Annotated in this window: 19 protein-coding genes and 1 pseudogene; 13 read left to right on the top strand and 7 right to left on the bottom strand. The window is 68.3% G+C overall.

Going from position 1 to position 21,910, the window contains the following annotated elements; genetic code table 11:
* Positions 1-81: 81 nt before the first annotated feature.
* From secA to AC0KS4_RS19220, 6 genes and pseudogenes are all read left to right on the top strand, one after another.
* Positions 82-2,913, top strand: a complete 2,832-nt coding sequence (gene secA, locus AC0KS4_RS19245) for a preprotein translocase subunit SecA (protein WP_225328953.1) — start codon at positions 82-84, stop codon at positions 2,911-2,913.
* A 132-nt stretch (positions 2,914-3,045) separates the two neighbouring features.
* Positions 3,046-3,792 (top strand): hypothetical protein, encoded by a 747-nt coding sequence (locus AC0KS4_RS19240; protein ID WP_238956682.1) that lies wholly within the window; start codon positions 3,046-3,048, stop codon positions 3,790-3,792.
* 32 nt (positions 3,793-3,824) lie between these two features.
* Positions 3,825-5,379 (top strand): annotated as a pseudogene (locus tag AC0KS4_RS19235) (HD domain-containing phosphohydrolase).
* A gap of 91 nt (positions 5,380-5,470) precedes the next feature.
* The gene (mddA, locus tag AC0KS4_RS19230) at positions 5,471-6,235 is read left to right on the top strand and encodes a methanethiol S-methyltransferase (protein ID WP_238956681.1); all 765 of its coding nucleotides are present in this window, start codon (positions 5,471-5,473) and stop codon (positions 6,233-6,235) included.
* A 61-nt stretch (positions 6,236-6,296) separates the two neighbouring features.
* Complete coding sequence (locus tag AC0KS4_RS19225) at positions 6,297-6,779, top strand: cation:proton antiporter regulatory subunit (RefSeq protein WP_225328951.1); 483 nt, start codon at positions 6,297-6,299, stop codon at positions 6,777-6,779.
* Positions 6,780-6,783: 4 nt separating this feature from the next.
* Positions 6,784-7,935, top strand: a complete 1,152-nt coding sequence (locus AC0KS4_RS19220) for a cation:proton antiporter (protein WP_225328950.1) — start codon at positions 6,784-6,786, stop codon at positions 7,933-7,935.
* 9 nt (positions 7,936-7,944) lie between these two features.
* Here the strand turns inward: AC0KS4_RS19220 and AC0KS4_RS19215 are convergent, their stop codons facing one another.
* The gene (locus tag AC0KS4_RS19215; protein WP_225328949.1) at positions 7,945-8,469 is read right to left on the bottom strand and encodes an Rv3235 family protein; all 525 of its coding nucleotides are present in this window, start codon (positions 8,467-8,469) and stop codon (positions 7,945-7,947) included.
* A 229-nt stretch (positions 8,470-8,698) separates the two neighbouring features.
* Between AC0KS4_RS19215 and AC0KS4_RS19210 the strand changes: the two genes are divergently transcribed.
* The 4 genes from AC0KS4_RS19210 (at position 8,699) to AC0KS4_RS19195 (ending at position 13,381) form a co-directional block, all read left to right on the top strand.
* Positions 8,699-10,120, top strand: a complete 1,422-nt coding sequence (locus AC0KS4_RS19210; RefSeq protein WP_225328948.1) for a WS/DGAT/MGAT family O-acyltransferase — start codon at positions 8,699-8,701, stop codon at positions 10,118-10,120.
* A 95-nt stretch (positions 10,121-10,215) separates the two neighbouring features.
* A complete protein-coding gene (locus AC0KS4_RS19205; protein WP_238956680.1) occupies positions 10,216-10,731 on the top strand; it encodes a DUF6912 family protein in 516 nt (171 codons plus the stop codon).
* A 125-nt stretch (positions 10,732-10,856) separates the two neighbouring features.
* Positions 10,857-12,011 (top strand): ferredoxin reductase, encoded by a 1,155-nt coding sequence (locus tag AC0KS4_RS19200; RefSeq protein WP_238957367.1) that lies wholly within the window; start codon positions 10,857-10,859, stop codon positions 12,009-12,011.
* Positions 12,012-12,097: 86 nt separating this feature from the next.
* On the top strand, positions 12,098-13,381 hold the full coding sequence (locus AC0KS4_RS19195; RefSeq protein WP_238956679.1) for a fatty acid desaturase family protein: 1,284 nt from the start codon (positions 12,098-12,100) through the stop codon (positions 13,379-13,381).
* Positions 13,382-13,486: 105 nt separating this feature from the next.
* Here AC0KS4_RS19195 and AC0KS4_RS19190 read toward each other — a convergent pair whose 3' ends face one another.
* Genes AC0KS4_RS19190 through AC0KS4_RS19175 form a run of 4 tightly spaced genes read right to left on the bottom strand, consistent with a single transcriptional unit; the run spans position 13,487 to position 16,654 of the window.
* Complete coding sequence (locus AC0KS4_RS19190) at positions 13,487-14,311, bottom strand: hypothetical protein (RefSeq protein WP_238956678.1); 825 nt, start codon at positions 14,309-14,311, stop codon at positions 13,487-13,489.
* On the bottom strand, positions 14,308-14,916 hold the full coding sequence (locus AC0KS4_RS19185) for a TetR/AcrR family transcriptional regulator (protein ID WP_238956677.1): 609 nt from the start codon (positions 14,914-14,916) through the stop codon (positions 14,308-14,310). The genes AC0KS4_RS19190 and AC0KS4_RS19185 overlap by 4 nt, the downstream gene beginning before the upstream one ends.
* 60 nt (positions 14,917-14,976) lie before the next feature.
* On the bottom strand, positions 14,977-15,468 hold the full coding sequence (locus AC0KS4_RS19180; protein ID WP_238956676.1) for a DUF302 domain-containing protein: 492 nt from the start codon (positions 15,466-15,468) through the stop codon (positions 14,977-14,979).
* Positions 15,469-15,478: 10 nt separating this feature from the next.
* Positions 15,479-16,654 carry a thiolase family protein gene (locus tag AC0KS4_RS19175; RefSeq protein WP_225328942.1) on the bottom strand — a complete coding sequence of 392 codons (1,176 nt, stop codon included), beginning with the start codon at positions 16,652-16,654 and terminating at the stop codon, positions 15,479-15,481.
* A 90-nt stretch (positions 16,655-16,744) separates the two neighbouring features.
* Here AC0KS4_RS19175 and AC0KS4_RS19170 point away from each other — a divergent pair, with 90 nt between their 5' ends.
* Positions 16,745-17,221: a winged helix-turn-helix transcriptional regulator gene (locus AC0KS4_RS19170; protein ID WP_225328941.1), complete on the top strand. Its 477-nt coding sequence runs from the start codon at positions 16,745-16,747 to the stop codon at positions 17,219-17,221.
* On the opposite strand, the gene rsgA is transcribed toward AC0KS4_RS19170, so the two are convergent.
* Positions 17,205-18,188, bottom strand: a complete 984-nt coding sequence (gene rsgA, locus AC0KS4_RS19165; RefSeq protein ID WP_238956675.1) for a ribosome small subunit-dependent GTPase A — start codon at positions 18,186-18,188, stop codon at positions 17,205-17,207. The genes AC0KS4_RS19170 and rsgA overlap by 17 nt on opposite strands.
* Entirely contained in the window at positions 18,185-19,480 is a 1,296-nt protein-coding gene (aroA, locus tag AC0KS4_RS19160; protein WP_225328939.1) for a 3-phosphoshikimate 1-carboxyvinyltransferase, read from the bottom strand. The genes rsgA and aroA overlap by 4 nt, the downstream gene beginning before the upstream one ends.
* A gap of 67 nt (positions 19,481-19,547) precedes the next feature.
* Between aroA and AC0KS4_RS19155 the strand changes: the two genes are divergently transcribed.
* Both AC0KS4_RS19155 and AC0KS4_RS19150 read left to right on the top strand, forming a co-directional pair.
* Positions 19,548-20,324 (top strand): SOS response-associated peptidase, encoded by a 777-nt coding sequence (locus AC0KS4_RS19155; RefSeq protein ID WP_238956674.1) that lies wholly within the window; start codon positions 19,548-19,550, stop codon positions 20,322-20,324.
* Between the two features lie 381 nt (positions 20,325-20,705).
* Complete coding sequence (locus tag AC0KS4_RS19150) at positions 20,706-21,689, top strand: GmrSD restriction endonuclease domain-containing protein (RefSeq protein WP_425326358.1); 984 nt, start codon at positions 20,706-20,708, stop codon at positions 21,687-21,689.
* Positions 21,690-21,910 lie beyond the last annotated feature (221 nt).

Here is a 21,910-nt window from a genome sequence, read left to right as displayed (position 1 = left end):
CTCCGATCCGGCCCGGTGACGACGCAGAGCGCGTAGCGCGATGACGAGGAGCCGGGCGATCAAACCGTAGAGGACATAGCTGTGCTGTCGAAGTTGCTGCGCCTTGGCGAAGGTCGCATGCTCAAGCGTCTCAAGCGGGTGGCTGACTACGTCAACACCTTGTCCGACGAGATCGAGAAGCTGACCGACGCCGAGTTGCGGGCCAAGACCGACGAGTTCAAGAAGCGGCACGCCGACGGCGAGAGCCTCGACGACCTGCTGCCCGAGGCGTTCGCGGTGGCCCGGGAGGCGGCCTGGCGGGTGCTCGACCAGCGCCCCTTCGACGTGCAGGTGATGGGCGCGGCGGCGCTGCACTTCGGCAACGTCGCCGAGATGAAGACCGGTGAGGGCAAGACGCTGACCTCGGTGCTGCCGGCCTACCTCAACGGCATCGGCGGCAAGGGCGTGCACGTCGTCACCGTCAACGACTACCTGGCCAAACGTGACAGCGAGTGGATGGGCCGCGTGCATCGCTTCCTCGGCCTGGACGTCGGCGTGATCCTCGCCCAGATGACACCCGACGAGCGCCGCGTGGCCTACAACGCCGACATCACTTACGGCACCAACAACGAGTTCGGGTTCGACTACCTGCGCGACAACATGGCGCATTCGCTCGACGACCTGGTCCAGCGCGGGCACAACTTCGCCATCGTCGACGAGGTCGACTCCATCCTGATCGACGAGGCCCGCACCCCGCTGATCATCTCCGGCCCCGCCGACGGCGCCTCCAACTGGTACCTCGAGTTCGCCCGGCTGGCGCCACTGATGGAAAAGGACACCCACTACGAGGTGGACCTGCGCAAGCGCACCGTCGGCGTGCACGAGCTCGGCGTGGAGTTCGTCGAGGACCAGCTCGGCATCGACAACCTCTACGAGGCCGCGAATTCGCCGCTGGTCAGCTACCTCAACAACGCGCTGAAGGCCAAGGAGCTGTTCAACCGCGACAAGGACTACATCGTGCGCGACGGCGAGGTCCTCATCGTCGACGAGTTCACCGGCCGCGTGCTCTACGGCCGCCGCTACAACGAGGGCATGCACCAGGCGATCGAGGCCAAGGAGCACGTCGAGATCAAGGCCGAGAACCAGACGCTGGCCACCATCACGCTGCAGAACTACTTCCGGCTCTACGACAAGCTCGCCGGCATGACCGGTACCGCCCAGACCGAGGCGGCCGAGCTGCACGAGATCTACAAGCTCGGCGTGGTGCCCATCCCCACCAACAAGCCGATGGTCCGCGCCGACCAGTCCGACCTGATCTACAAGACCGAAGAGGCCAAGTACATCGCGGTCGTCGACGACGTCGTCGAGCGCTACGAAAAGGGCCAACCGGTGCTGATCGGTACCACCAGCGTCGAGCGCTCCGAATACCTGTCGCGGCAGTTCCAAAAGCGCCGCGTCCCGCACAACGTGCTCAACGCCAAGTTCCACGAGCAGGAGGCGACCATCATCGCGGTCGCCGGCCGGCGCGGCGGCGTCACGGTGGCCACCAACATGGCCGGTCGAGGCACCGACATCGTGCTGGGCGGTAACGTCGACTTCCTCACCGACCTGCGCCTGCGTGAGCGCGGCCTCGACCCGGTGGAGACACCCGACGAGTACGAAGCCGCGTGGCACGAGGAACTGCCCAAGGTCAAGGAGGAGGCCTCCAAAGAGGCCGAAGAGGTGATCGAGGCCGGCGGTCTGTACGTGCTGGGCACCGAACGGCACGAGTCGCGGCGCATCGACAACCAGCTGCGCGGCCGCTCCGGCCGCCAGGGCGACCCGGGCGAGTCGCGCTTTTACCTGTCCCTGGGCGACGAGCTCATGCGCCGCTTCAACGGCGCCGCGCTCGAGGCGATGCTCAACCGGCTGAACCTGCCCGACGACGTGCCCATCGAGGCCAAGATGGTCACCCGCGCGATCAAGAGCGCCCAGACCCAGGTGGAGCAGCAGAACTTCGAGGTCCGCAAGAACGTCCTTAAATACGACGAGGTGATGAACCAGCAGCGCAAGGTGATCTACGCCGAGCGCCGCCGCATCCTGGAGGGCGAGAACCTCAAGGAGCAGGCGCTGGACATGGTCCGCGACGTCGTCACCGCCTACGTCGACGGCGCGACCACCGAGGGCTACGCCGAGGATTGGGACCTGGAAGCGCTGTGGACGGCGCTCAAGACGCTGTACCCGGTCGGCATCGACCACGAGCCGCTGACCCACCATGACGCCGACTCCGAGCGCGACGACCTCACCCGTGAGGAGCTGCTCGAGGCGTTGCTCAAGGACGCCGAAAACGCATATGCCGCAAGGGAAGCCGAGCTCGAGGAGATCGCGGGCGAGGGCGCGATGCGGCAGCTGGAGCGCAACGTGCTGCTCAACGTGATCGACCGTAAGTGGCGCGAGCACCTCTACGAGATGGACTACCTCAAGGAGGGCATCGGGCTGCGCGCGATGGCGCAGCGCGATCCGCTGGTCGAATACCAGCGCGAGGGCTACGACATGTTCATGGCCATGCTCGACGGCATGAAAGAGGAGTCCGTCGGCTTCCTGTTCAACGTCACGGTCGAGGCGGTGCCCTCCCCGCAGGTCGCCCCCGTCCAGGCGCCCGAAGGCCTGGAGGAATTCGCCACCGCCGCGGCCGGACAGCAGGGCGGCGCCACGACGACGGCCGTGCGCGAAGAGGCCCCAAGTACGTTGCGCGCCAAGGGGATTGACAACCAGGCGCCCGCGCTCACCTATTCCGGCCCGTCGGAGGACGGTTCGGCGCAGGTGCAGCGCAACGGCGGCGATTCCAAGGCGCCGGCCGGGGTTCCCGGGGGCGCCAGCCGGCGCGAGCGCCGCGCGGCGGCGCGGCAACAGGGACGCGGCGCCAAGCCACCCAAATCGGTGAAGCGGCGCTAGCGGCCCACCGTCCGCGCGAGTGCGCGGCTGGTCGCACACTCGGCACCGAGCGTGCGACAGGCCGCACATTGGTGGCCGAAATGAGGCATCCGCCCCATGCGCGGGGGCGACGTTCGCGTGGACCATCCCGGCATGACCACAGCGCGCACCCCGCTCGACGCCGCCACGGCCGTCCTGCACCACCCCGTCCTGCCCGCGGGAAGTGACGAACGCTTCGTCGGTTTCGGCGTCATGGGTCTTCCCTTCGCCAGCGGGCATTACCTGGCGTTGCGGCAATTCCCGGCGACGTCGTTCTCGCCCGGCTATCGGTCGGTGTGGCACCGCGACCCCGACGATGCCTGGACCTTTTACGCGACGACGCCGGGTCCACAGAGCTGCGCCCGCTTCTTCTCCGCGGCGACCCGCCACGACGCCGTCCAGTGCGACATCGACGTCGCCTGGGTCACGCCGTGGTCGTTGTTCGTCGAAATCCCGGGCCTGCTGGCCTGGCAGATCGATCTCCACGCCACATGGTCGACGCGGCTGATGAGCACGATCGGCGAGCGGTTGCCGACGTGGGCGTGGACCAATCGGGCGGTCCTGGCCGTCCTCGGTCGAGTCGCCGGGCCGACGCTGCGGGCCGGGCGGATCCGGCTCGCCGGAACCGTGCCCAACGGCCAGCGATTCATGATCGCGCCCGCGCGGGTGTGGACGGTGAGGCACTCGCGGACGATCTTGCGCGAGGTGGACCTCGGACCGGTCGGGCCGCTGCACCCGCAGGCGAGGCTGGCCGGCTTCCGGCCGCCGCAACGCGGCGTGTTCGCGGTGGGCTCCGGGCACTTCGACACCTTCGACCCGGGCCGGCATCAGGCCGTGCGGCGCACCGTCCCAATCGGGTGACCGGCAGCGGTTAGCTGGGCACAATGAGGCTCATGTCAGAGCCCGAACTACCGACGCGGGCGGAGTTGCTGGCGGCGTTGTCGGTGGCGATCGATCTCGGCCTCGGCCAGCCCGCCGAGCACATGCTCCGGGCGGCGCTCATCGCGACCAGGCTCGCGGACCGACTCGGGCTGGCGGCAGAACAGCGCGACTGCGCCTACTACACCACCCTGATCATGTGGATCGGCTGCCACGCGGACTCCCACGAATACGCGCGATGGTTCGGCGACGACATCGCCGTGCGCCATGACTCCTACCTGGTCGACTGGTCCGGGTTTCCCTACCTGCGTTTCCTGGTGAGCAACGTCGGTCGCGGCCAGCCGCTCGCGCATCGAATGGCCGTGATGGCAACGCTATTCGCCGACGCGCGCGGTCACATCTCCCGGTTGATCCACTCGCACTGCGCGTCGGCGGCCCTGCTGGCCGATCGCATCGGCCTGGGCTCCGACGTGCAGGCCGCGCTCGCGTTCGCCTTCGAGCGTTACGACGGCGGCGGCCTGCCCGCGGGCGCCCGGGGCGAGGCCATCCCGATCCAGATGCGCATCGCGCAACTCGCCGATATGGTCGAGGTGCACCACCGCACCTACGGCGTCGCCGGCGCCGCGGCCATGGTGCGGGGCCGGCGCGGCGGGCAGTTCGATCCCCGGGTCGCCGACGCGTTCCTGCGCGACGCCGAGGCGATCCTGGCCGGGCCGCCGGCCGGCGACGCGTGGGCGGCGGCGCTGGGCGAGGCGCCCGATCGCCATCAGCGACTTGACGATTCGTCGCTGGACGCGTTGCTCGTCGCGCTGGGTGACTTCGTCGACCTGAAATGCCCGTTCACCCTTGGGCATTCGCGCGCGGTGGCCCGGCTCGCGGGCGAAGCGGCGCTGGCCGCCGGGCTGATGCCGACGCGGTGACCCTGACCCGGCGCGCGGGCCACGTCCATGACCTCGGCCGCATCGGGGTGTCGAATCAGATCTGGTCCCGGCCGGGACCGTTGAGCGCATCGGAATTCGAGCGGGTACGGCTGCATCCGTACCTGACGGTACGGATCCTCAACCAGGTCCCCGGGGTGCGGCAGCTGGCCGAGGTCGCGGGCAATCACCACGAATGCCTCAACGGCTCGGGGTATCCGCGCGGGCTGGCCGGGCCCGCGCTGCACATGCCGGACCGCATCCTGCCGCCGCCGTCCGTTACCAGTCCGCCTGCGAGCCAAGGCCGTACCGGGAAGCGATGCCGGCCGAGGCGGCGGCCCGCCGGCTGCGCGGGCGCGCGCAGGCCGGTGAACTCGAACCGGTCGCCGTCGAGGCGGTGTTGCACGCGGCCGGCCAACCCGCGCAACGGCCGACCCCGCGGCCGGATGGCCTGACCCCCAGGGAAATCGAGGTGCTGCGCCTGGTTGCGAGGGGTGCCTCCAACAAGGAGATCGCGGCATCGTTGGTGATCAGCGAGAAGACGGCCCGCAACCACGTCGAGCGAACGTACGCCAAGATCGGCGTATCGAACCGCATCGGCGCCAGCATGTACGCGCTGCGGCACGGCCTGGTGACCACGGCGCCCAGCTAACCCGGACGACGGCCGGAAACGTGCCGGGCGCGGCCGAAAATGAGGCATCCGCCCCATGTTCAAACGCGCCGGCGAGGCGCACAATCAGCGAATGAAGCGATTCTTGATAGTCGGTTACGGCGCCGCCGCTTACCTGCTCTTTCTCGCCGCATTCCTGTACCTCGTGGCCTTCCTGGGAAACTTCTGGGTGCCGCGAACCGTCGATCACGGGATCTCGTCGCCCGCCGGTCAGGCCGTGCTGATCAACATCGTGCTGCTCGCCGTGTTCGCCGTCCAGCACAGCGTCATGGCGCGGCCGTCGTTCAAGACGTGGTGGACGCGGTTGGTGCCGTCGCCGATCGAGCGCAGCACCTATGTGGTGCTGTCGAGCGTCGTGCTGGTGCTGCTCTACTGGCAATGGCGGACGATGCCGGCCGTCGTCTGGGACGTGCGGCTGCCGGCCGGGCGCCTGGTGCTGTGGACGTTGTTCTGGCTCGGCTGGGCGATCGCGCTGGCCGCGACGTTCATGGTCAGCCACTTCGACCTGTTCGGCCTTCGCCAGGTGTACCTGGCGTGGCGCGGAAAACCCTACACGCACATAGGTTTTCACGCCCGGATGCTGTACCGGCTGGTGCGCCACCCGCTCATGCTCGGTTTCGTCATCGTCTTCTGGGCGGTCCCTACCATGACGGCCGGGCACCTGCTGTTCTCGGTCGCCATGACGGGCTACATCCTGGTCGCCACCCATCTGGAAGAGCACGACCTGGTGGAGGCGCTCGGTGAGCAGTATCGCGACTACCGTCGCCGGGTGCCGATGCTGCTGCCGCTGGGACACCGGCCGCGCCGCGATCCCGCCCAACCGGCGGAGCTGCATTAGCGCTCGGGCAAGCGTCGCGGTCCGCTGACGGCGGGCCGCGCGACCTGTCAGGATTGACGGCATGGATGTCAAGGAGGTGTTGCTGCCCGGGGTCGGTCTTCGTTACGAGTTCACCGATCGCAACGGCGACCGCATCGGCATCATCGCGCGGCGCAGCGGCGATTTCGACGTCGTCGTCTATACCCGTGAGGATCCGGACGAGGCCCGGCCGCTGCTCCACCTCAACGACCAGGAGGCCGAGGCCGTGGCCCAGATCCTGGGGGCGCCCCGGATCGCCGAGCGGTTCACCGAGCTGGCCCGCGAGATACCCGGGCTCGAGACCGGGCAGGTGCACATCCTGGCGGGCAGCCCGTTCGTGGACCACCCGCTGGGAGACACCCGCGCCCGCACCCGCACCGGGGCGTCCATCGTCGCCATCGTGCGCAACGAGGAAGTGCTGGCCTCGCCGGGCCCCGCGGAGATGCTGCATGTCCGGGACGTTCTGATCGTGATCGGCACCGAAGACGGCATCGCCGGCGTCGAGCAAATCATCGACAAAGGTTGAGCCGGTGCAAATCTCGGGGACGCTGTTGCTACAACTCGGCGCCCTCCTGGCCACGCTGGCCGTATTGGGCGCCGCCGCACGCCGATTCGCGTTGTCGCCCATCCCGGTGTACCTGCTGGCGGGCCTGGCCCTGGGCAATGGCGGGATCCTGCCGATGGCCGCCGGCGGGGAGTTCATCACCACCAGCGCGCCCATCGGCGTCGTGCTGCTGCTGCTCACCCTGGGCTGCGAGTTCTCGGCGGCCGAATTCTCCAGCAGCATGCGCCATCACCTGCCGTCCGCGGCCGTCGATGTCGTCTTGAACGCCGCGCCCGGCGCGATCGCCGGCTGGCTGCTGGGACTGGATGGCGTGGCCATCCTGTGCCTGGCCGGCGTCACCTACATCTCCTCGTCGGGCGTCATCGCACGGCTGCTGGAGGATCTGCAGCGGCTCGGTAACCGGGAAACACCGGCGGTGCTCTCGGTGCTGGTGCTCGAAGACTTCGCGATGGCCGCCTACCTGCCGCTGTTCGCCGTCCTGGCGTCGGGCGGCGGGTGGCTGCGCGCCGTCGGCGGCATGGTGGTGGCGGTGGGCGCCCTGATGGCGGCGTTCGCCGCCTCCTACCGCTGGGGCCACCACGTGGACCGGCTGGTCGAACACCCCGACTCCGAACAGCTGATGCTGCGGGTGCTGGGCATCACGCTGATCGTGGCGGCGGTGGCCGAGTCGCTGCACGCCTCGGCCGCCGTGGGCGCATTCCTGGTGGGCCTGACGCTGACCGGGGAAACCGCCGAGCGGGCCCGCCAGGTGCTGGGGCCGTTGCGCGATCTGTTCGCCGCCATCTTCTTCCTGGCGATCGGCTACTCGGTGGACCCGCAGGAGCTGATCCCCATGCTTCCCGCGGCACTGATCCTGGCCGCGGTGACCGCGGCGACCAAGGTGGCGACCGGGATGTTCGCCGCCCGGCACGACGGGGTGGCGCGGCGCGGTCAACTGCGCGCGGGCACCGCGCTGATCGCGCGCGGCGAATTCTCGTTGATCATCATCGGATTGGCCGGCAAGTCGCTGCCCGCCGTCGCCGCGCTGGCGACGTCCTACGTTTTCGTCATGGCGATCATGGGGCCGGTGCTGACCCGCTATACCGGCGGTCCGCGGACGGCCGCCGCGGCGAGGTGACCGGCGCGGTCACCCGATGTGCAGGGCGACCACCATCCATCGGACCCCGCTCGCCAGGCTCACCTGCTCCACCCGGCAGGCGATGGCGTGGATGCGGTTCCCGCGGCTGTAGGAGCCGAAGACCTCGGCCGCCGTGTCCGGGTCCCGGTGGCCCGCCGGCTGTAATCGCAGGCGGCGCAACACCGCGGCACCCGCGTGACCGTGCGCCTGCCCGGCGGCCGAACGCCCTACCGCGACAACCGAATCCACCAGGCTGGGCGCCAGCAACGGATTCAGCTGGGCGGCCGGGCGGCGCCGGTCGATGACCTCCAGCACGCGCCGCAGCGCGGCGTCGGCGAAGCTCGCCGCCTGGCGCATCCGCGCGGACATGACCGTGGCCGAATCCGGCGCCGGCGCTCTGCTGGGTTGCCCGGTGTAGGGCCGGGGCGCAGGGTGTGCGCTGCGGCGGCGTAACGGGGCCCGCGAGGCCGGCCGGCACGGCGGGACGGCACGCGGCACGTCCCGGGTTTCCGGCTCGTAATCGACGACGGGCATGACGGTGAAGGCGCCAGGCGGATTCGCAACGGGGCTACTGTTCAACGCGCACTCTCCAACTCTTCGGCCGGACCGGAAGCCTGCTGGAGAGGGGCAGACAGTGGTCATCATTACATAACTCTGCGATCGCGCGTCCCCATCCCGACGCGCGCCCCGGGGCGGGCGATTACGGTGGGCGAGACATCGCTTGAGGCGACAGGCGATGAATCGACGAGGAGGACTGCGCCGAATGGTGACCCGGTTGTCCCCGCCGGACGCGTCGTTCTATCGGCTGGAAAACACCGCCACGCCCATGTACGTCGGATCGCTGGCCATCCTGCGCCGTCCGCGTGCCGGGCTGAGCTACGAGACGCTGCTGGGCACCGTCGAGCAGCGGCTGCCCCAGATTCCGCGCTACCGGCAGAAGGTCCGGGAGGTGCCGGTCGGCACGGTCCGGCCGGTGTGGATCGACGACAACGACTTCGACATCACCTATCACGTGCGACGCTCGGCGCTGCCCTCACCGGGCAGCGACGGCCAGCTGCACGAGCTGATCGCGCGGCTGGCCGCGCGGCCGCTGGACAAGACGCGGCCGCTCTGGGAGATGTACCTGGTCGAGGGCCTGTCCAAGAACCGGCTCGCCCTCTACACCAAGTCGCATCAAGCGCTGATCAACGGGATGGCGGCGCTGGAGATCAACCACGTCATCAGCGACCGGACCAAGCGCCCACCCCCGGCCCCCGAAGACATCTGGATCCCGGAGCGCGACCCGGGCAACACCCGGCTGGTGCTGGGCGCGATCGGTGAGTGGCTGGTCGGTCCGAGCGCGCAGCTGCAGGCCGTCGGGTCCGCGATCGGCGGCCTGGTGACCAACTACGGCGAGCTCGTCGGCGCCGGCCGCCGGGCGTTCGATTTCGTGCGCAACCTGGCCCGCGGCGACGCGCCCAGCAGCCCGCTCAATGCCACCGTTTCGCGTCATCGCCGGTTCACCGTCGCCACCGGCAACCTCGACGACTACCGCGCCGTGCGGGCCCGCTACGACTGCGACGTCAACGACGTGGTGCTCGCGGTGATCGCCGGCGCGCTGGGCAACTGGCTGATGTCGCGTGGGGTGGCGGTGTCGCCGACCGCGACGGTGCGGGCGATGGCGCCGCTGTCGGTGTACGACGACGGCGACCTCGACGCGAGCGGCCCCGGCCAGGCGATCAGCCAGGTCATGCCGTTCCTCGTCGACCTGCCGGTGGGGGAGCCGAACGCCGTGGTGCGGCTCTCGCAGATCGCGCACGCCACCGAGTCCAACCCGACGGCGGCCCAACTGGTGGACGCCAGGACCATCGTCACGCTGTCGGGATTCGCCCCGCCCACGCTGCACGCCATGGGAATCCGCGTCGCGACCAGTTTCCCGAGCTTCTCCAAGCGCACGTTCAACCTCCTGATCACCAACGCGCCCGGCGCCCAGTCGCAGATGTACGTCGCCGGCACCAAGTTGCTGGAGACCTACACGGTGCCGCCGCTGCTGCAGAACCAGGCGCTGGCGATCGGCGTGACCTCGTACAACGGCATGCTCTACTACGGAATCAACGCCGACCGCGAGGCCATGAGCGACGTCGACCTGCTGCCGGGACTGCTGGGCCAGGCGCTCGAGGAGCTGCTGGAGGCGTCACGGTCCTAGTCGGCGGTGAAAACCCCTGCGTGCGGCTATCATTCGTTGCTGTGAAGCCAGCCGCGCCCACGATTTCCGACGCCTCCGCGCCGAGCTAGCCGCACATGACGGTCGTCTACATCCCCGCCACGCTGGCCATGCTGCAGCGGCTCGTCGCCGACGGCTCGGTGCGGCCGGTCAACGGCACGGCGTTCGCGCTGACGCCGAAGTTGCGCGAGGCCTACGCCGAGGGCGACGACGACGAGCTCGCCGACGTGGCGCTGCGCGAGGCGGCGCTGGCGTCGCTGCGCCTGCTGGCCGGCGACGCGCCTTCGGAATCCCTGCCGCCGCGCCGCGCGGTTGTGGCCGCCGACGTCGACTTCGACGCATCCGGGGTCACCTACCGTCCCGACCTCGACGACGCCGTGGTCAGGCTGCCCGGCGCGGTCGCGATCGAGGACGTGATCGCCGCGTACGTCGACAATGCCGGCGCCGAAGAGGCGGTGGCCAGGGCCATCGAGGCCGTCGACGCCGCTGACCTGGGCGATGAGGACGCCGACCTGATCGTCGGCGACGCGCAAGACCACGATCTGGCCTGGTACGCAAACCAGGAACTGCCGTTCTTGCTCGAGCTGATGTGAGGCATTCGAGACGGCAGCGCTAGCTACGACACCGTAGGTTACGGTACCGTAGGTTTCGTGAAGCGCACAGAATCGACCACAATGTGAGCGTAAGCAAAGCGCCACGTCGTGAGCAGGAGCTTCCTCTGGGCAAACGGAACCCGTCGATCACGGGCAACGTCGTCGACACCAAGCGACCCGTGGTCGCCGGCGCCGACCGGCACCCCGGCTGGCATGCCCTGCGCAAGCTCGCCGCGCGCATCACGACGCCGCTGCTGCCCGACGACTATCTGCACCTGGCCAATCCGCTCTGGTCGGCGCGCGAACTGCGAGGACGGGTCCTGCAGGTGCGCCGCGAGACGGAGGACTCCGCGACCCTGGTCATCAAGCCGGGCTGGGGCTTCAACTTCGACTACCAGCCGGGCCAGTACATCGGCATCGGACTGCTGATGGACGGCCGCTGGCGCTGGCGGTCGTACTCGCTCACGTCGACCCCGGCGCCGACGCCCGCGCGCTCCGGTTCGGCGCGCACCGTGACCATCACGGTCAAGGCGATGCCGGAGGGGTTCCTCTCGTCGCACCTGGTGGCCGGTGTTGAGCCGGGCACCGTCGTCCGGTTGGCCGCGCCGCAGGGCAACTTCGTTTTGCCCGATCCCGCGCCGCCGTCGATCCTGTTCCTCACCGCCGGCTCCGGGATCACGCCCGTGATGTCGATGTTGCGAACCCTGGTGCGCCGCAACCAAATCGGTGACATCGCCCACCTGCATTCGGCGCCCACCGAGTCCCACGTGATGTTTCGCGGCGAGCTGGCCGCGCTGCAGGCCGACCACCCGGGCTATCGGTTGCAGCTGCGCGAGACGCGTACCCAGGGCCGGCTCGACCTGTCCGTGCTGGACGCCGACGTACCGGATTGGCGCGAGCGCCAGACCTGGGCCTGCGGGCCGGAGGGCCTGCTCACCGCGGCGGAACGCCTATGGTCGGCCGCGGGCGTCGCCGAGCGTTTGCATCTCGAGCGGTTCGCGGTGTCCAAGGCCGCACCCGCCGGCGCCGGCGGAACGGTCACCTTCGCGCAAAGCGGACGCGCCGTCACGGCCGACGCGGCGACGTCGTTGATGGATGCGGGGGAGAGCGCCGGGGTGCAGATGCCCTTCGGGTGCCGCATGGGTATCTGCCAGTCGTGCGTGGTCAGCCTGGTGGAGGGGCACGTCCGCGACCTGCGGACCGGCCAGGAGCACGACCCGGGGACCCGGGTGCAGACCTGTGTGTCGGCCGCGTCCGGCGATTGCGTGCTCGACATTTAAAGGCTACTCACAGGTAACCTACGGCTTCGTAGGTTACGATAGCGTAGGTCTCGTACCGAACAAACGACCGCAGGGAGAAGAAGACGATGGCGATCACCGACGTCGACGTATTCGCCCATCTGACGGACGCCGATATCGAAAACCTGGCCGTGGAGCTCGATGCCATCCGCCAGGACGTGGAAGACTCGCGCGGCGAGCGGGACGCCCGCTACATCCGCCGCACCATCGCGGCCCAGCGCGCGCTCGAGGTAACCGGCCGGCTGCTGCTGGCCGCCAGCTCGCGGCGCTCGGCCTGGTGGGCGGGGACGGCGACCCTGGGCGTGGCCAAGATCGTCGAGAACATGGAGATCGGCCACAACGTCATGCACGGCCAGTGGGACTGGATGAACGACCCGGAGATTCACTCCTCGACGTGGGAGTGGGACATGAGCGGGTCGTCCAAGCACTGGCGCTACACCCACAACTTCGTGCACCACAAGTACACCAACATCCTCGGGATGGACGACGACGTCGGCTACGGCCTGCTGCGCGTCACCCGCGACCAGCGCTGGAAGCGCTTCAACGTCTTCAACCTGGTCTACAACACCTTGCTGGCCCTCCTCTTCGAGTGGGGCGTCGGCCTGCAGCACGTGGAGCTCGGCAAGATCGCCAAGCGCCGCATGGACAACGACGAAGCCCGGCAGCGGGTCGACGAATTCCTGGCCAAGGCCGGGCGGCAGGTGTTCAAGGACTACGTGGCGTTCCCCGCGCTGACCTCGTTGTCACCCGGAGCCACCTACATGTCCACGCTGAAGGCCAACGCGCTCGCCAACGTGATTCGCAACGTGTGGGCCAACGCGGTGATCTTCTGCGGCCATTTCCCCGACGGCGCAGAGAAATTCACCAAGACGGACATGATCGGCGAGACCAAGGGGCAGTGGTATCTGCGACAGATGCTGGGCAGCGCCAACTTCGAGGCCGGCCCGGCGCTGAGGTTCATGAGCGGCAACCTGTGCCACCAGATCGAGCACCACCTATACCCCGATCTGCCGAGCAACCGGCTGCACGAGATCTCGGTGCGGGTGCGCCAGGTCTGCGACAAGTACGACTTGCCTTACACCACAGGGTCTTTCCTGCTCCAGTACGCGAAGACGTGGCGCACGCTGGCCAAGCTGTCGCTGCCGAACAAGTACTTGCGCGACGACGCCGACAACGCCCCGGAGACCCGCAGCGAGCGGATGTTCGCCGAACTCGAGCCGGGTTTCCTGGGTACCGATCCGGCCACCGGCCGCCGCCGCGGGCTCAAGTCCGCGATCGCCGCCGTGCGCGGTTGGCGGCGCGGGAAGCGGGCGGTCGCAGCGGCGCGTCTTGACGACGGCCTGGCCGCTTAGGGCTCTCTGCCCGACGGACTCGCCTAGGGCAACGCCGAACGTGTACTCGCTGCTCGTGTTTCGCTGATTTCCCGCGCGGAGAGCACGCTCGGCGCGGTCGTCAGGTCAGGGGTGCGTGACGAGGTAGGTCTCGTTGCCCAGGTCGGCGGTGAGTTCGTCGACATCGAACGGGCGGTCGAGCCGGGCGCCCAGTGCCTTCGTGTCGACGAGCAGACTGATCTCCGCGGTCTGACGCGCGAAAAGCCGCCCGATGTACGGGTAGATGCGGCGCATGATCGCCCGCTCGGCGGAGGTGCAGCGTGACGCGCAGTAGCCGACGTGGCCGATCTCGTCGGTGAGGATCTCGCTGTAGAGCAGTTCGATCCGCTCGGCGACGTCGGGTTCGTCGGCGAACAGCCTTCTGCCCACCCGGCGCAATTCGTCAAACATGATGCAGCCGGCCATCTCTGCGGCCCCGACGAACATGAAGCCGAGCCGTTCGGGGAGGAATACGCCCGTCTTGACGAACTGGCGCATCACGAAAGGCGGCGGGACAACCTGGAAGGTCAGATCGAACACGTCCAGCGCGTACGCCAGCAGTCGAGTGTGGTAGTGCTCCTCGAGTTCGAGGTAGACGTTCTCGGGCGGCAGGCTCTCGTCGCTGTTGCGCCCGTAGGTTTCGCCGAGTCCCACGCCGAACCGCTCCGCCTGATTCAGTTTGGCGGTCGCCAGCGGGAACAGCATCTTGGGGTCCAGGCCGGGTTCTGGTCGCCGCCGGCGCAGGTTGCGCAGGAACGTCTGCCGGTCGGCGGGATGTGCCGACCGGACGGGGTTGGCTTCGAGTTCGTTGAAGAACCGTTCTCGATTCGCCAACCGCCTGTTCAGCAGGTCGGCTTCGCCGTCACGTCTGGCCAAGAAGTCCCGGTAGCCCTCGATGCCCGTGCGATTCATCGTTTCTCCATCCCGTTGACAATCGTTGTCACGTAACGACTTAACAGCGCAGCGTCGTGCGCCCCGGTGGCGAGCAGCGCGAATAGCCCGGTCAGGAAGAACATTCCGAGCTCCGATGCGTCGACTTCGGAGGACACGTGTCCCTCGTCTTGGGCCCGGCTGATCACGCCCACCAGGAACTGAGCGAGGGGATGCTGCGTCAACTCGTCTTCGACCGGACGGGTCGAGGAGAAATGCAGTCCGAGCATGTCCCGGAAAACGACGTCGCCCAGCCGGCGTTCGGCACTGAGAACGTGCGCTACGAGTTGTGAAAGCACCGACGCCAGATCGCCCTTGGCGTCGCCGAGTTCGCTGATGATCCGGGTCTCCTCGTTGCGCTCCACCTCGATAAGGACGTGCTCCTTGGTCGGGAAGTGGAAGTAGAACGTCCCCCGCACCACGCCCGCGGCAGCCGCGATGGCGCTGACGTCAGCGGCGGCAAACCCACGCTGGGAGATTTCGGACAATGCCGCGTCGAACAAGCGCGCCCGGGTCTCGAGCCGCCGGGCCTCCCGGACGCTCGCGGCCGGCGAACTGGCCGGGGATGATCCGCGTGGCGACGCCATGCACGCACGGTACGCCAATTGCTGACGGCCGTCAATGACAGGCGTCAGCGAATTTGCGATTCAGGAGCCCCCGGTCACCTTTACGGCCAGTGCCGCCAGCTTGGCGTCGAGTTGCTCGGCGGCGCTGAGCAACTCGGGATTGGGCTCGACGACGATGAGCGACGACGGCTTGACATAGGTCAAGCTGCTGCCGGTGCCGTTGTCGGTGAGCAGCAGCTCGACGGGCGCGAACAGGCCCGCGGTCACGTCGTGGCGCAGCATCGTGATGGCGATCAACGGGTTGCCCAGGATGACGCGCAACGCCTTGCGGTCGATCCCGGCCTTGCCGATCCAGGCGCCGTGGTCGACGACCCCGAACAGCATGAATCCACTTGGGCCGACGTGGGATTCGACGCGGTCCTCGTATGTTCGCCAGTCATCGGTGGACGTCGCGATGTCGTTGATCGGCACCGGATCTTGGCCGATGTCGGCCAGCAGCGCGGCGACCAGCTCGTCGTAACTCTTGGCGCTGTCGTAGCGCATTCGGACGCCGTCGAAATGGGTTTCCGGCATGACGCCCCCGCTAGCCCAGTCGCTCGATGATGGTGGCGTTGGCCATGCCGCCGCCCTCACACATCGTCTGCAGCCCGTACCGACCGCCGCGCTGCTCCAGAGCGTTGACGAGCGTGGTCATGATGCGAGCGCCGCTGGCGCCCAAGGGATGACCGATCGCGATCGCGCCGCCGTTGACGTTCGTCTTGGCCAGATCCGCGCCGGTGTCCTTTGCCCAGGCCAGCACGACGGGAGCGAACGCCTCGTTCACCTCGAACAGGTCGATGTCGGCCAGCGTCAGCCCGGCGCGCCGTAACACCTTCTCGGTGGCGGGAATCACGCCGGTCAGCATGTAGAGCGGGTCGGAGCCCACCACGGTGGTGGTGTGGATTCGCGCCAGCGGGCGCAGGCCCAGTTTCTGGGCGACCTCACTGCTGGTGATCATGACTGCGGCGCTGCCGTCCGACAGCGGCGATGAGTTACCCGGGGTGATCTCCCAATTGATCTGCGGGAAGCGGGCTTTCATTGCGTCGCTGTAGAACGCCGGCTGCAATCCGGCCAGTGTCTGCACCGTCGTGCCGGGCCGGATGATCTCGTCGGTGGCGAGCCCGGCGATCGGGATGAGCTCGTTGTCGAACAGCCCTTCCTTGGTGGCACGGGCGGCCTTCTCGTGGCTGCCGGCGGAGAACTCGTCGAGCTCGCTGCGCGAAAAGCCCCACTTCGCGGCGATCAGTTCGGCGCTGATGCCTTGTGGCACCAGGCCGTCGGGATACCGTGCGTCCATGCCCTCGCCGAATGGGTTGCTGCCCGGCGACACCTGGCTGCCCATCGGGACGCGCCCCATCGATTCCACGCCGGCGGCGATGACCAGGTCGTAGGCGCCGGCGATCACACCCTGGGCCGCGAAGCTGATGGCCTGCTGGCTGCTGCCGCACTGGCGGTCGATGGTGACGCCGGGCACCGTCTCCGGGAATCCCGCACCCAGCAGGGCGTTGCGGGCGATGTTGACGGCCTGGTCGCCGACCTGGGTCACGGCGCCGGCGATGACATCGTCGACCTGCGCCGGATCGACGCCGGTGCGCCCCACCAGTTCCCGCAGGCTGTGCGCGAGCAGGTCGGCGGGCAGCACGTTATGCAGCGCGCCACTGGCTTTGCCCTTGCCGATGGGGGTGCGGACTGCTCCGACGATGACGGCGTCGCGGTTCATGGCTCCTCCTTGAGCATCTGGATATACCTAGCTATACCTAGGTAAACACCTCGGTATGCTGAAAGCAACCCAGCTGCGGAGGTGATCTAGATGACACTGCTGCAAGGTCCGCTGGCCGACCGCGACGCCTGGTCGGCGGTGGGCGAGTGCGCGATCGAAAAGACGATGGCCGTCGTCGGTACCAAATCCGCGATGCTGATCATGCGCGAGGCGTACTACGGCACCACGCGTTTCGACGACTTCGCCCGTCGGGTTGGCATCACCAAGGCCGCCACCTCGGCGCGGCTGGCCGAGCTGGTCGAGCTGGGACTGCTACGGCGCCAGCCCTATCAGGAGCCCGGCCAGCGCAGCCGCGACGAGTACGTGCTCACCCAGGCGGGCATCGATTTCATGCCGGTGGTGTGGGCGATGTTCGAGTGGGGGAGGCACCATCTGCCGGGGCGCCACCGGCTGCGGCTGACGCACCTGGGCTGCGGAGCCGAGGTGGGCGTCGAAATCCGGTGCGCCGAAGGTCATTTGGTGCCGCCCGACGAACTCGGCGTGCGGCTGGCTAAGAAGTCTGGTTGAGCGCGGTCAGCAGCCGGCGGGCGGCGGCGACGCGCCGGACGGCCGGCCCGGTCAGCGTGTCCAGCGCGCACTCGGGGTCGGCCGGCGGACCCATGTGCCCACAGCCGCGCGGGCAGTCCTCGATGGCGTCCGCCAAATCCGAGAACGCCATCATGACGTCGTCGGGCTTGATGTGCGCCAGCCCGAAGGATCGGATGCCCGGCGTGTCGATCACCCAGCCCGACGTCGATAGAGGCAGCGCTACCGATTGGGTGGAGGTGTGCCGCCCCCGGCCGATGTCGGTCACGTCGCCGACGGCGCGGTCCGCGTCGGGCACCAGCCGGTTCACCAACGTCGACTTGCCGACGCCGGAATGCCCGAGCAGCACGGTGATCTTGCCGGCGAGCAGGTCCGCCACGGCGAGTAGGGGATCGTCGCGGCCCGCCACGATTACCGTCAGATCCAGGTCGACGAACTGCTCCGCGAACGGCTCCGGCGGGGCGAGGTCGGTCTTGGTCAGGCACAGGATCGGCGTGAGTCCGCCGGCGTAGGCGGCGATCAGCGTCCGGTCCACCAGCCCGGTGCGGGGAGGCGGGTCGGCGAGCGCCACCACGATCAGCAGCTGGTCGGCGTTGGCGACCACCACCCGTTCGGTCGGGTCGGTGTCATCGGCGGTGCGCCGCAACACAGTTCGGCGCTCGCCGCGACGCACGATGCGGGCCAGCGTGTCCGTCCGCCCGGACAGATCGCCGACCACATCGACCTCGTCGCCGACCACGATCGGCGTGCGGCCCAGTTCCCGGGCCCGCATGGCGGTGACCCGACGGTCGACGTCACCGCCCAGCACGCATCCCCAGCGGCCGCGGTCGACACTGACCACCATGGCGGCCTGGGCGTCGGCGTGCTCGGGACGCGTCTTCGTCCGCGGCCGCGAACCCCGGCCGGAGCGGATCTTGACGTCGGACTCGTCGTAGTCGCCGGGCTTCACATGCCGTGGTCTTCCTGAGCGGTCAGCATCTGGGCCCACAGCCGCGGAAAGTCCGGCAGCGTCTTGGTGGTCGCGCCGATGTCGTCCACCTCGACGCCGGCCACCCGCAGCCCGACGATCGCGCCCGCCATCGCCATCCGGTGGTCGGCGTACGCGCGCCAGACCCCCGGCCGCAGCGGTGTCGCCGTGATCACCAGGCCGTCGGGCGTTTCGGTGCAATCGCCGCCCAGGCGGTTGATTTCGGTGCTCAGCGCGGCGAGCCGATCGGTCTCGTGGCCGCGCAAGTGGGCGATGCCGGACAGGCGCGACACCGATCCCGGGGTGGCCAGCGCCGCCAGGGCGGCCACCGACGGTGTCAGCTCGCCGACCGCGCGCAGGTCGACGTCAAAACCGACGTAGTCCTTGGAGCCGCGCGCCTCCAGGTACGAATCATGTTGGGTGACAACGGCATTCATCTTGCCCAACACGTCCAGAATGTGGTCGGCGGGTTGCACGCTGTTCGCCGGCCAGCCGGTGATGCGCACCGCGCCGCCGGTGACCACGGCCGCCGCCAGGAACGGAACGGCGTTGGTGAGGTCCGGTTCGACCTCCCAGTGCCGGGCCGCGACCGGCCCCGGCCGCACCCGCCAGCGGTTGGGGACGGAGTCGTCGATGTCGACGCCGGCCTGGCGCAGCATCACCACCGTCATCGCGATGTGCGGCGCCGACGGCAGCGCCGAACCGGTGTGTCGCACCGTCAGCCCGTCGTCGAAAGAGGCCGCGCACAACAGCAACCCGGAGACGAACTGCGACGAGGCCGAGGCGTCGATCTCCACGGTGCCGCCGGTGACCGAACCGGTGCCCAGGACCCGGAACGGCAGCCCCGAGCCGTCGATCCGCACGCCCAGCCCGCGCAGCGCATCCAGCAGCGGGACGATGGGCCGCGCCCTGGCCTGCTCGTCGCCGTCGAACTCCACGATCGATTCGGCGAGCGCCGCCAGCGGCGGGACGAAGCGCAGCACCGTGCCCGCCAGGCCGCAATCGACCTGTGCCATCGGTTCCGGCACCACGCGGCCGCTGACCGTCAATTCCGTCCCGTCGCCGTCGACGTGCAAGCCCAGCGTGCGCAGCGCGCCGATCATCAGGTCGGTGTCCCGGCTGCGCAGCGCCCCGCTGATGGTCGGGGTGCCTTGGCCCTGCGCGGCCGCCAGCGCCGCCAGCACCAGGGTCCGGTTGGTCTGCGATTTCGAACCGGGAACGGTCACGGTCGCGTGCACCGGTTGCGGTGCCTGGGGGGCCGTCCACGTAGTCACCGGTCCATCATCGCCTGTCACCGGTTGTTGCCACCAATAGGAGTTCGCGCTCTGCCACCATGGAGGTATGTGCGGACGGTTCGCGGTCACGACCGACCCGGCCCTGTTGGCCCAGAAGATCAAAGCGATCGACGAGACCACCGGCGCCGCGGCTGGAGGCGACGCCGGTTCGACCGGCCCTAACTACAACGTGGCTCCGACCTCGACCATCGCGACCGTCGTCAGCCGGCATTCCGAACCCGAGGACGAGCCGACGCGGCGGGTGCGTCTGATGCGCTGGGGATTGGTGCCGCCGTGGGCCAAGGCGGGCGCCGACGGCGCGCCCGAAACCAAGGGCCCGATGCTGATCAACGCCCGCGCCGACAAGGTCACCAGCTCGCCGGCCTTCCGGACCAGCGCCAAGTCCAAGCGTTGCCTGATCCCGATGGACGGCTACTACGAATGGCGGGTCAATTCCGACGCCGCGGCCGGCAAGAAGTCCCGCAAGACACCGTTTTTCATGTACCGGGAGGACGGCGAGCCGCTGTTCATGGCGGGCCTGTGGTCGGTGTGGAAGCCGGCCAAGGATGCGTCGCCGCTGCTGAGCTGCACAATCATCACCACCGACGCGCCCGGGGAGCTCGCGCAGATCCACGATCGGATGCCGTTGGTGATGCCCGAGCGCGATTGGGACCGGTGGCTCGACCCCGACGCCCCGATCGATGAACAACTGCTGGCCCGCACGCCCGACGTGCGCGCCATCCGCACGCGTGAGGTGTCGACGTTGGTCAACAACGTGCGCAACAACGGCCCGCAGCTACTCGAGCCGGCCGAGCCGGAGCCCGAGCAGGCGCGGCTTCTCTAGCGCTATCCGCGCGGGTCATGCGGCAGCTGACTGATTCGAAGATCGCGCCTGAGAACGAGATTCAAACGGCGTGTGCGAAGAAGGTGTCAGGTATTCCGTCGAGCTTGATGGCGTCCCTCGCGATGCCGTCGACGTGTAGGAGCGCGCGACCGGCGAAGGCCCGTCCGCAGGCCCGGCGAGTCAAGTTGACTAAACCGGACGTTAGTTCACCAAATTCGCAGTAATCAGCGGGTCGCTGGGCTAGGCTCCTGGATTTGTTAACGAGGCATTAACAAATGCTCACGGGAGTGGCACTGGCGAGAGTGAGCGCACCGATGCCGGTGGTAAGGACCCTGATGACCTGGAGGCCGCGCGATGACACTCGAGTCACCGAACATCAACATGGGCTTCGCCAGAGCGAAGAAGTTCGCCACTAATCGGTCGGTTTTGATCGCCGGGGCCTTCGTCGGCACGCTTCTTTTGATCAGCGTGCTCGCCGATAACGGCCGCGCCGACTCGATGCCCAACACTGCGCCCACGACACTCATGACTTCCGCGTCCAGTCCGGCGGCATCGTCAGCATCCCTGGATGCCACGGCTACGTCGGTCAAACTCGCCACACTGCCAATCAAGGGACGCGCGCCGAAGACCGGTTATGACCGCAGCCAGTTCGGACCCGCGTGGACCGACGACGTGAGCGCGACCTACGGGCACAACGGCTGCGACACACGCAACGACATCCTCCGGCGTGACCTCGTTGCAGTCGAACTCAAACCCGAATCGAACGGCTGCACCGTGGTCGCCGGGGTATTACACGACCCCTACACCGGCAACACTGTGGAGTTCCATCGCGGCCAGGGCACGTCCTCACAAGTGCAGATCGACCACGTTGTCGCGTTGTCGGATGCATGGCAGAAAGGGGCGCAGCAGTGGGACGCAGCCCGACGCCGCAACTTCGCCAACGACCCAATCAATCTTCAGGCCACCACCGGGTCGGTCAACGAGCAGAAAGGCGACGGCGATGCTGCAACGTGGTTGCCGCCCAACAAGTCCTACCGCTGCACGTACGTTTCCCGCATCGTCGATGTGAAGTCCACCTATGGGCTGTGGGTGACGCAGGCGGAGCACGATGCCATCGCTCGGGTACTCGCGACCTGTGGTGGGCCCGCCGTCGCTCCCGCGACCGACATGATCACACCTGCTGCGCCGGAAACCAGTACTCAAGTCGTTCCGTCGCCGACCACCCCGGCGTCCAGCGGTGATTCGTCTGTGTACTACCCGAACTGCAAGGCTGCAAGGGCTGCCCACGCGGCACCCATCTACGTCGGACAACCCGGATACCGACCTGGGTTAGACCGTGACGACGATGGCGTAGCTTGCGAATAATCCGTCGGATCAGCCGCAAGGCGTAGTCGAGTTACAGGTTTCGCGAATACTCTTTCGCCGCAACAATGTTCGTGGCGCCCGTTACTTATACCTGATGCACTATGGCCTGGATTGAGCAAGGATTCACCGGCTGGTCCTCAACCACAGCTGGGCGACCATCAGCGTGAGTCGGTGGTTGGAACGTCGAGGGCGTACTCGATTAACGGACGTCGGCGGACTAC

It is taken from the genome of Mycobacterium sp. NTMscope_MAC_12, from assembly GCF_976985675.1.
Note: the sequence above shows the minus strand (reverse complement) of the source record. Positions and strands in the feature narration are given on the sequence as shown.

Coding starts and splice junctions, on each gene's coding strand:
- AC0KS4_RS19195 (WP_238956679.1), top strand. CDS start 12,098: ATGGCGATCACCGACGTCGACGTATTCGCCCATCTGACGGACGCCGAT.
- AC0KS4_RS19240 (WP_238956682.1), top strand. CDS start 3,046: ATGACCACAGCGCGCACCCCGCTCGACGCCGCCACGGCCGTCCTGCAC.
- AC0KS4_RS19225 (WP_225328951.1), top strand. CDS start 6,297: ATGGATGTCAAGGAGGTGTTGCTGCCCGGGGTCGGTCTTCGTTACGAG.
- AC0KS4_RS19175 (WP_225328942.1), bottom strand. CDS start 16,654: ATGAACCGCGACGCCGTCATCGTCGGAGCAGTCCGCACCCCCATCGGC.
- AC0KS4_RS19185 (WP_238956677.1), bottom strand. CDS start 14,916: ATGGCGTCGCCACGCGGATCATCCCCGGCCAGTTCGCCGGCCGCGAGC.
- AC0KS4_RS19210 (WP_225328948.1), top strand. CDS start 8,699: ATGGTGACCCGGTTGTCCCCGCCGGACGCGTCGTTCTATCGGCTGGAA.
- mddA (WP_238956681.1), top strand. CDS start 5,471: ATGAAGCGATTCTTGATAGTCGGTTACGGCGCCGCCGCTTACCTGCTC.
- AC0KS4_RS19180 (WP_238956676.1), bottom strand. CDS start 15,468: ATGCCGGAAACCCATTTCGACGGCGTCCGAATGCGCTACGACAGCGCC.
- AC0KS4_RS19205 (WP_238956680.1), top strand. CDS start 10,216: ATGACGGTCGTCTACATCCCCGCCACGCTGGCCATGCTGCAGCGGCTC.
- AC0KS4_RS19150 (WP_425326358.1), top strand. CDS start 20,706: ATGGGCTTCGCCAGAGCGAAGAAGTTCGCCACTAATCGGTCGGTTTTG.
- AC0KS4_RS19215 (WP_225328949.1), bottom strand. CDS start 8,469: ATGCCCGTCGTCGATTACGAGCCGGAAACCCGGGACGTGCCGCGTGCC.
- AC0KS4_RS19155 (WP_238956674.1), top strand. CDS start 19,548: ATGTGCGGACGGTTCGCGGTCACGACCGACCCGGCCCTGTTGGCCCAG.
- AC0KS4_RS19170 (WP_225328941.1), top strand. CDS start 16,745: ATGACACTGCTGCAAGGTCCGCTGGCCGACCGCGACGCCTGGTCGGCG.
- AC0KS4_RS19190 (WP_238956678.1), bottom strand. CDS start 14,311: ATGAATCGCACGGGCATCGAGGGCTACCGGGACTTCTTGGCCAGACGT.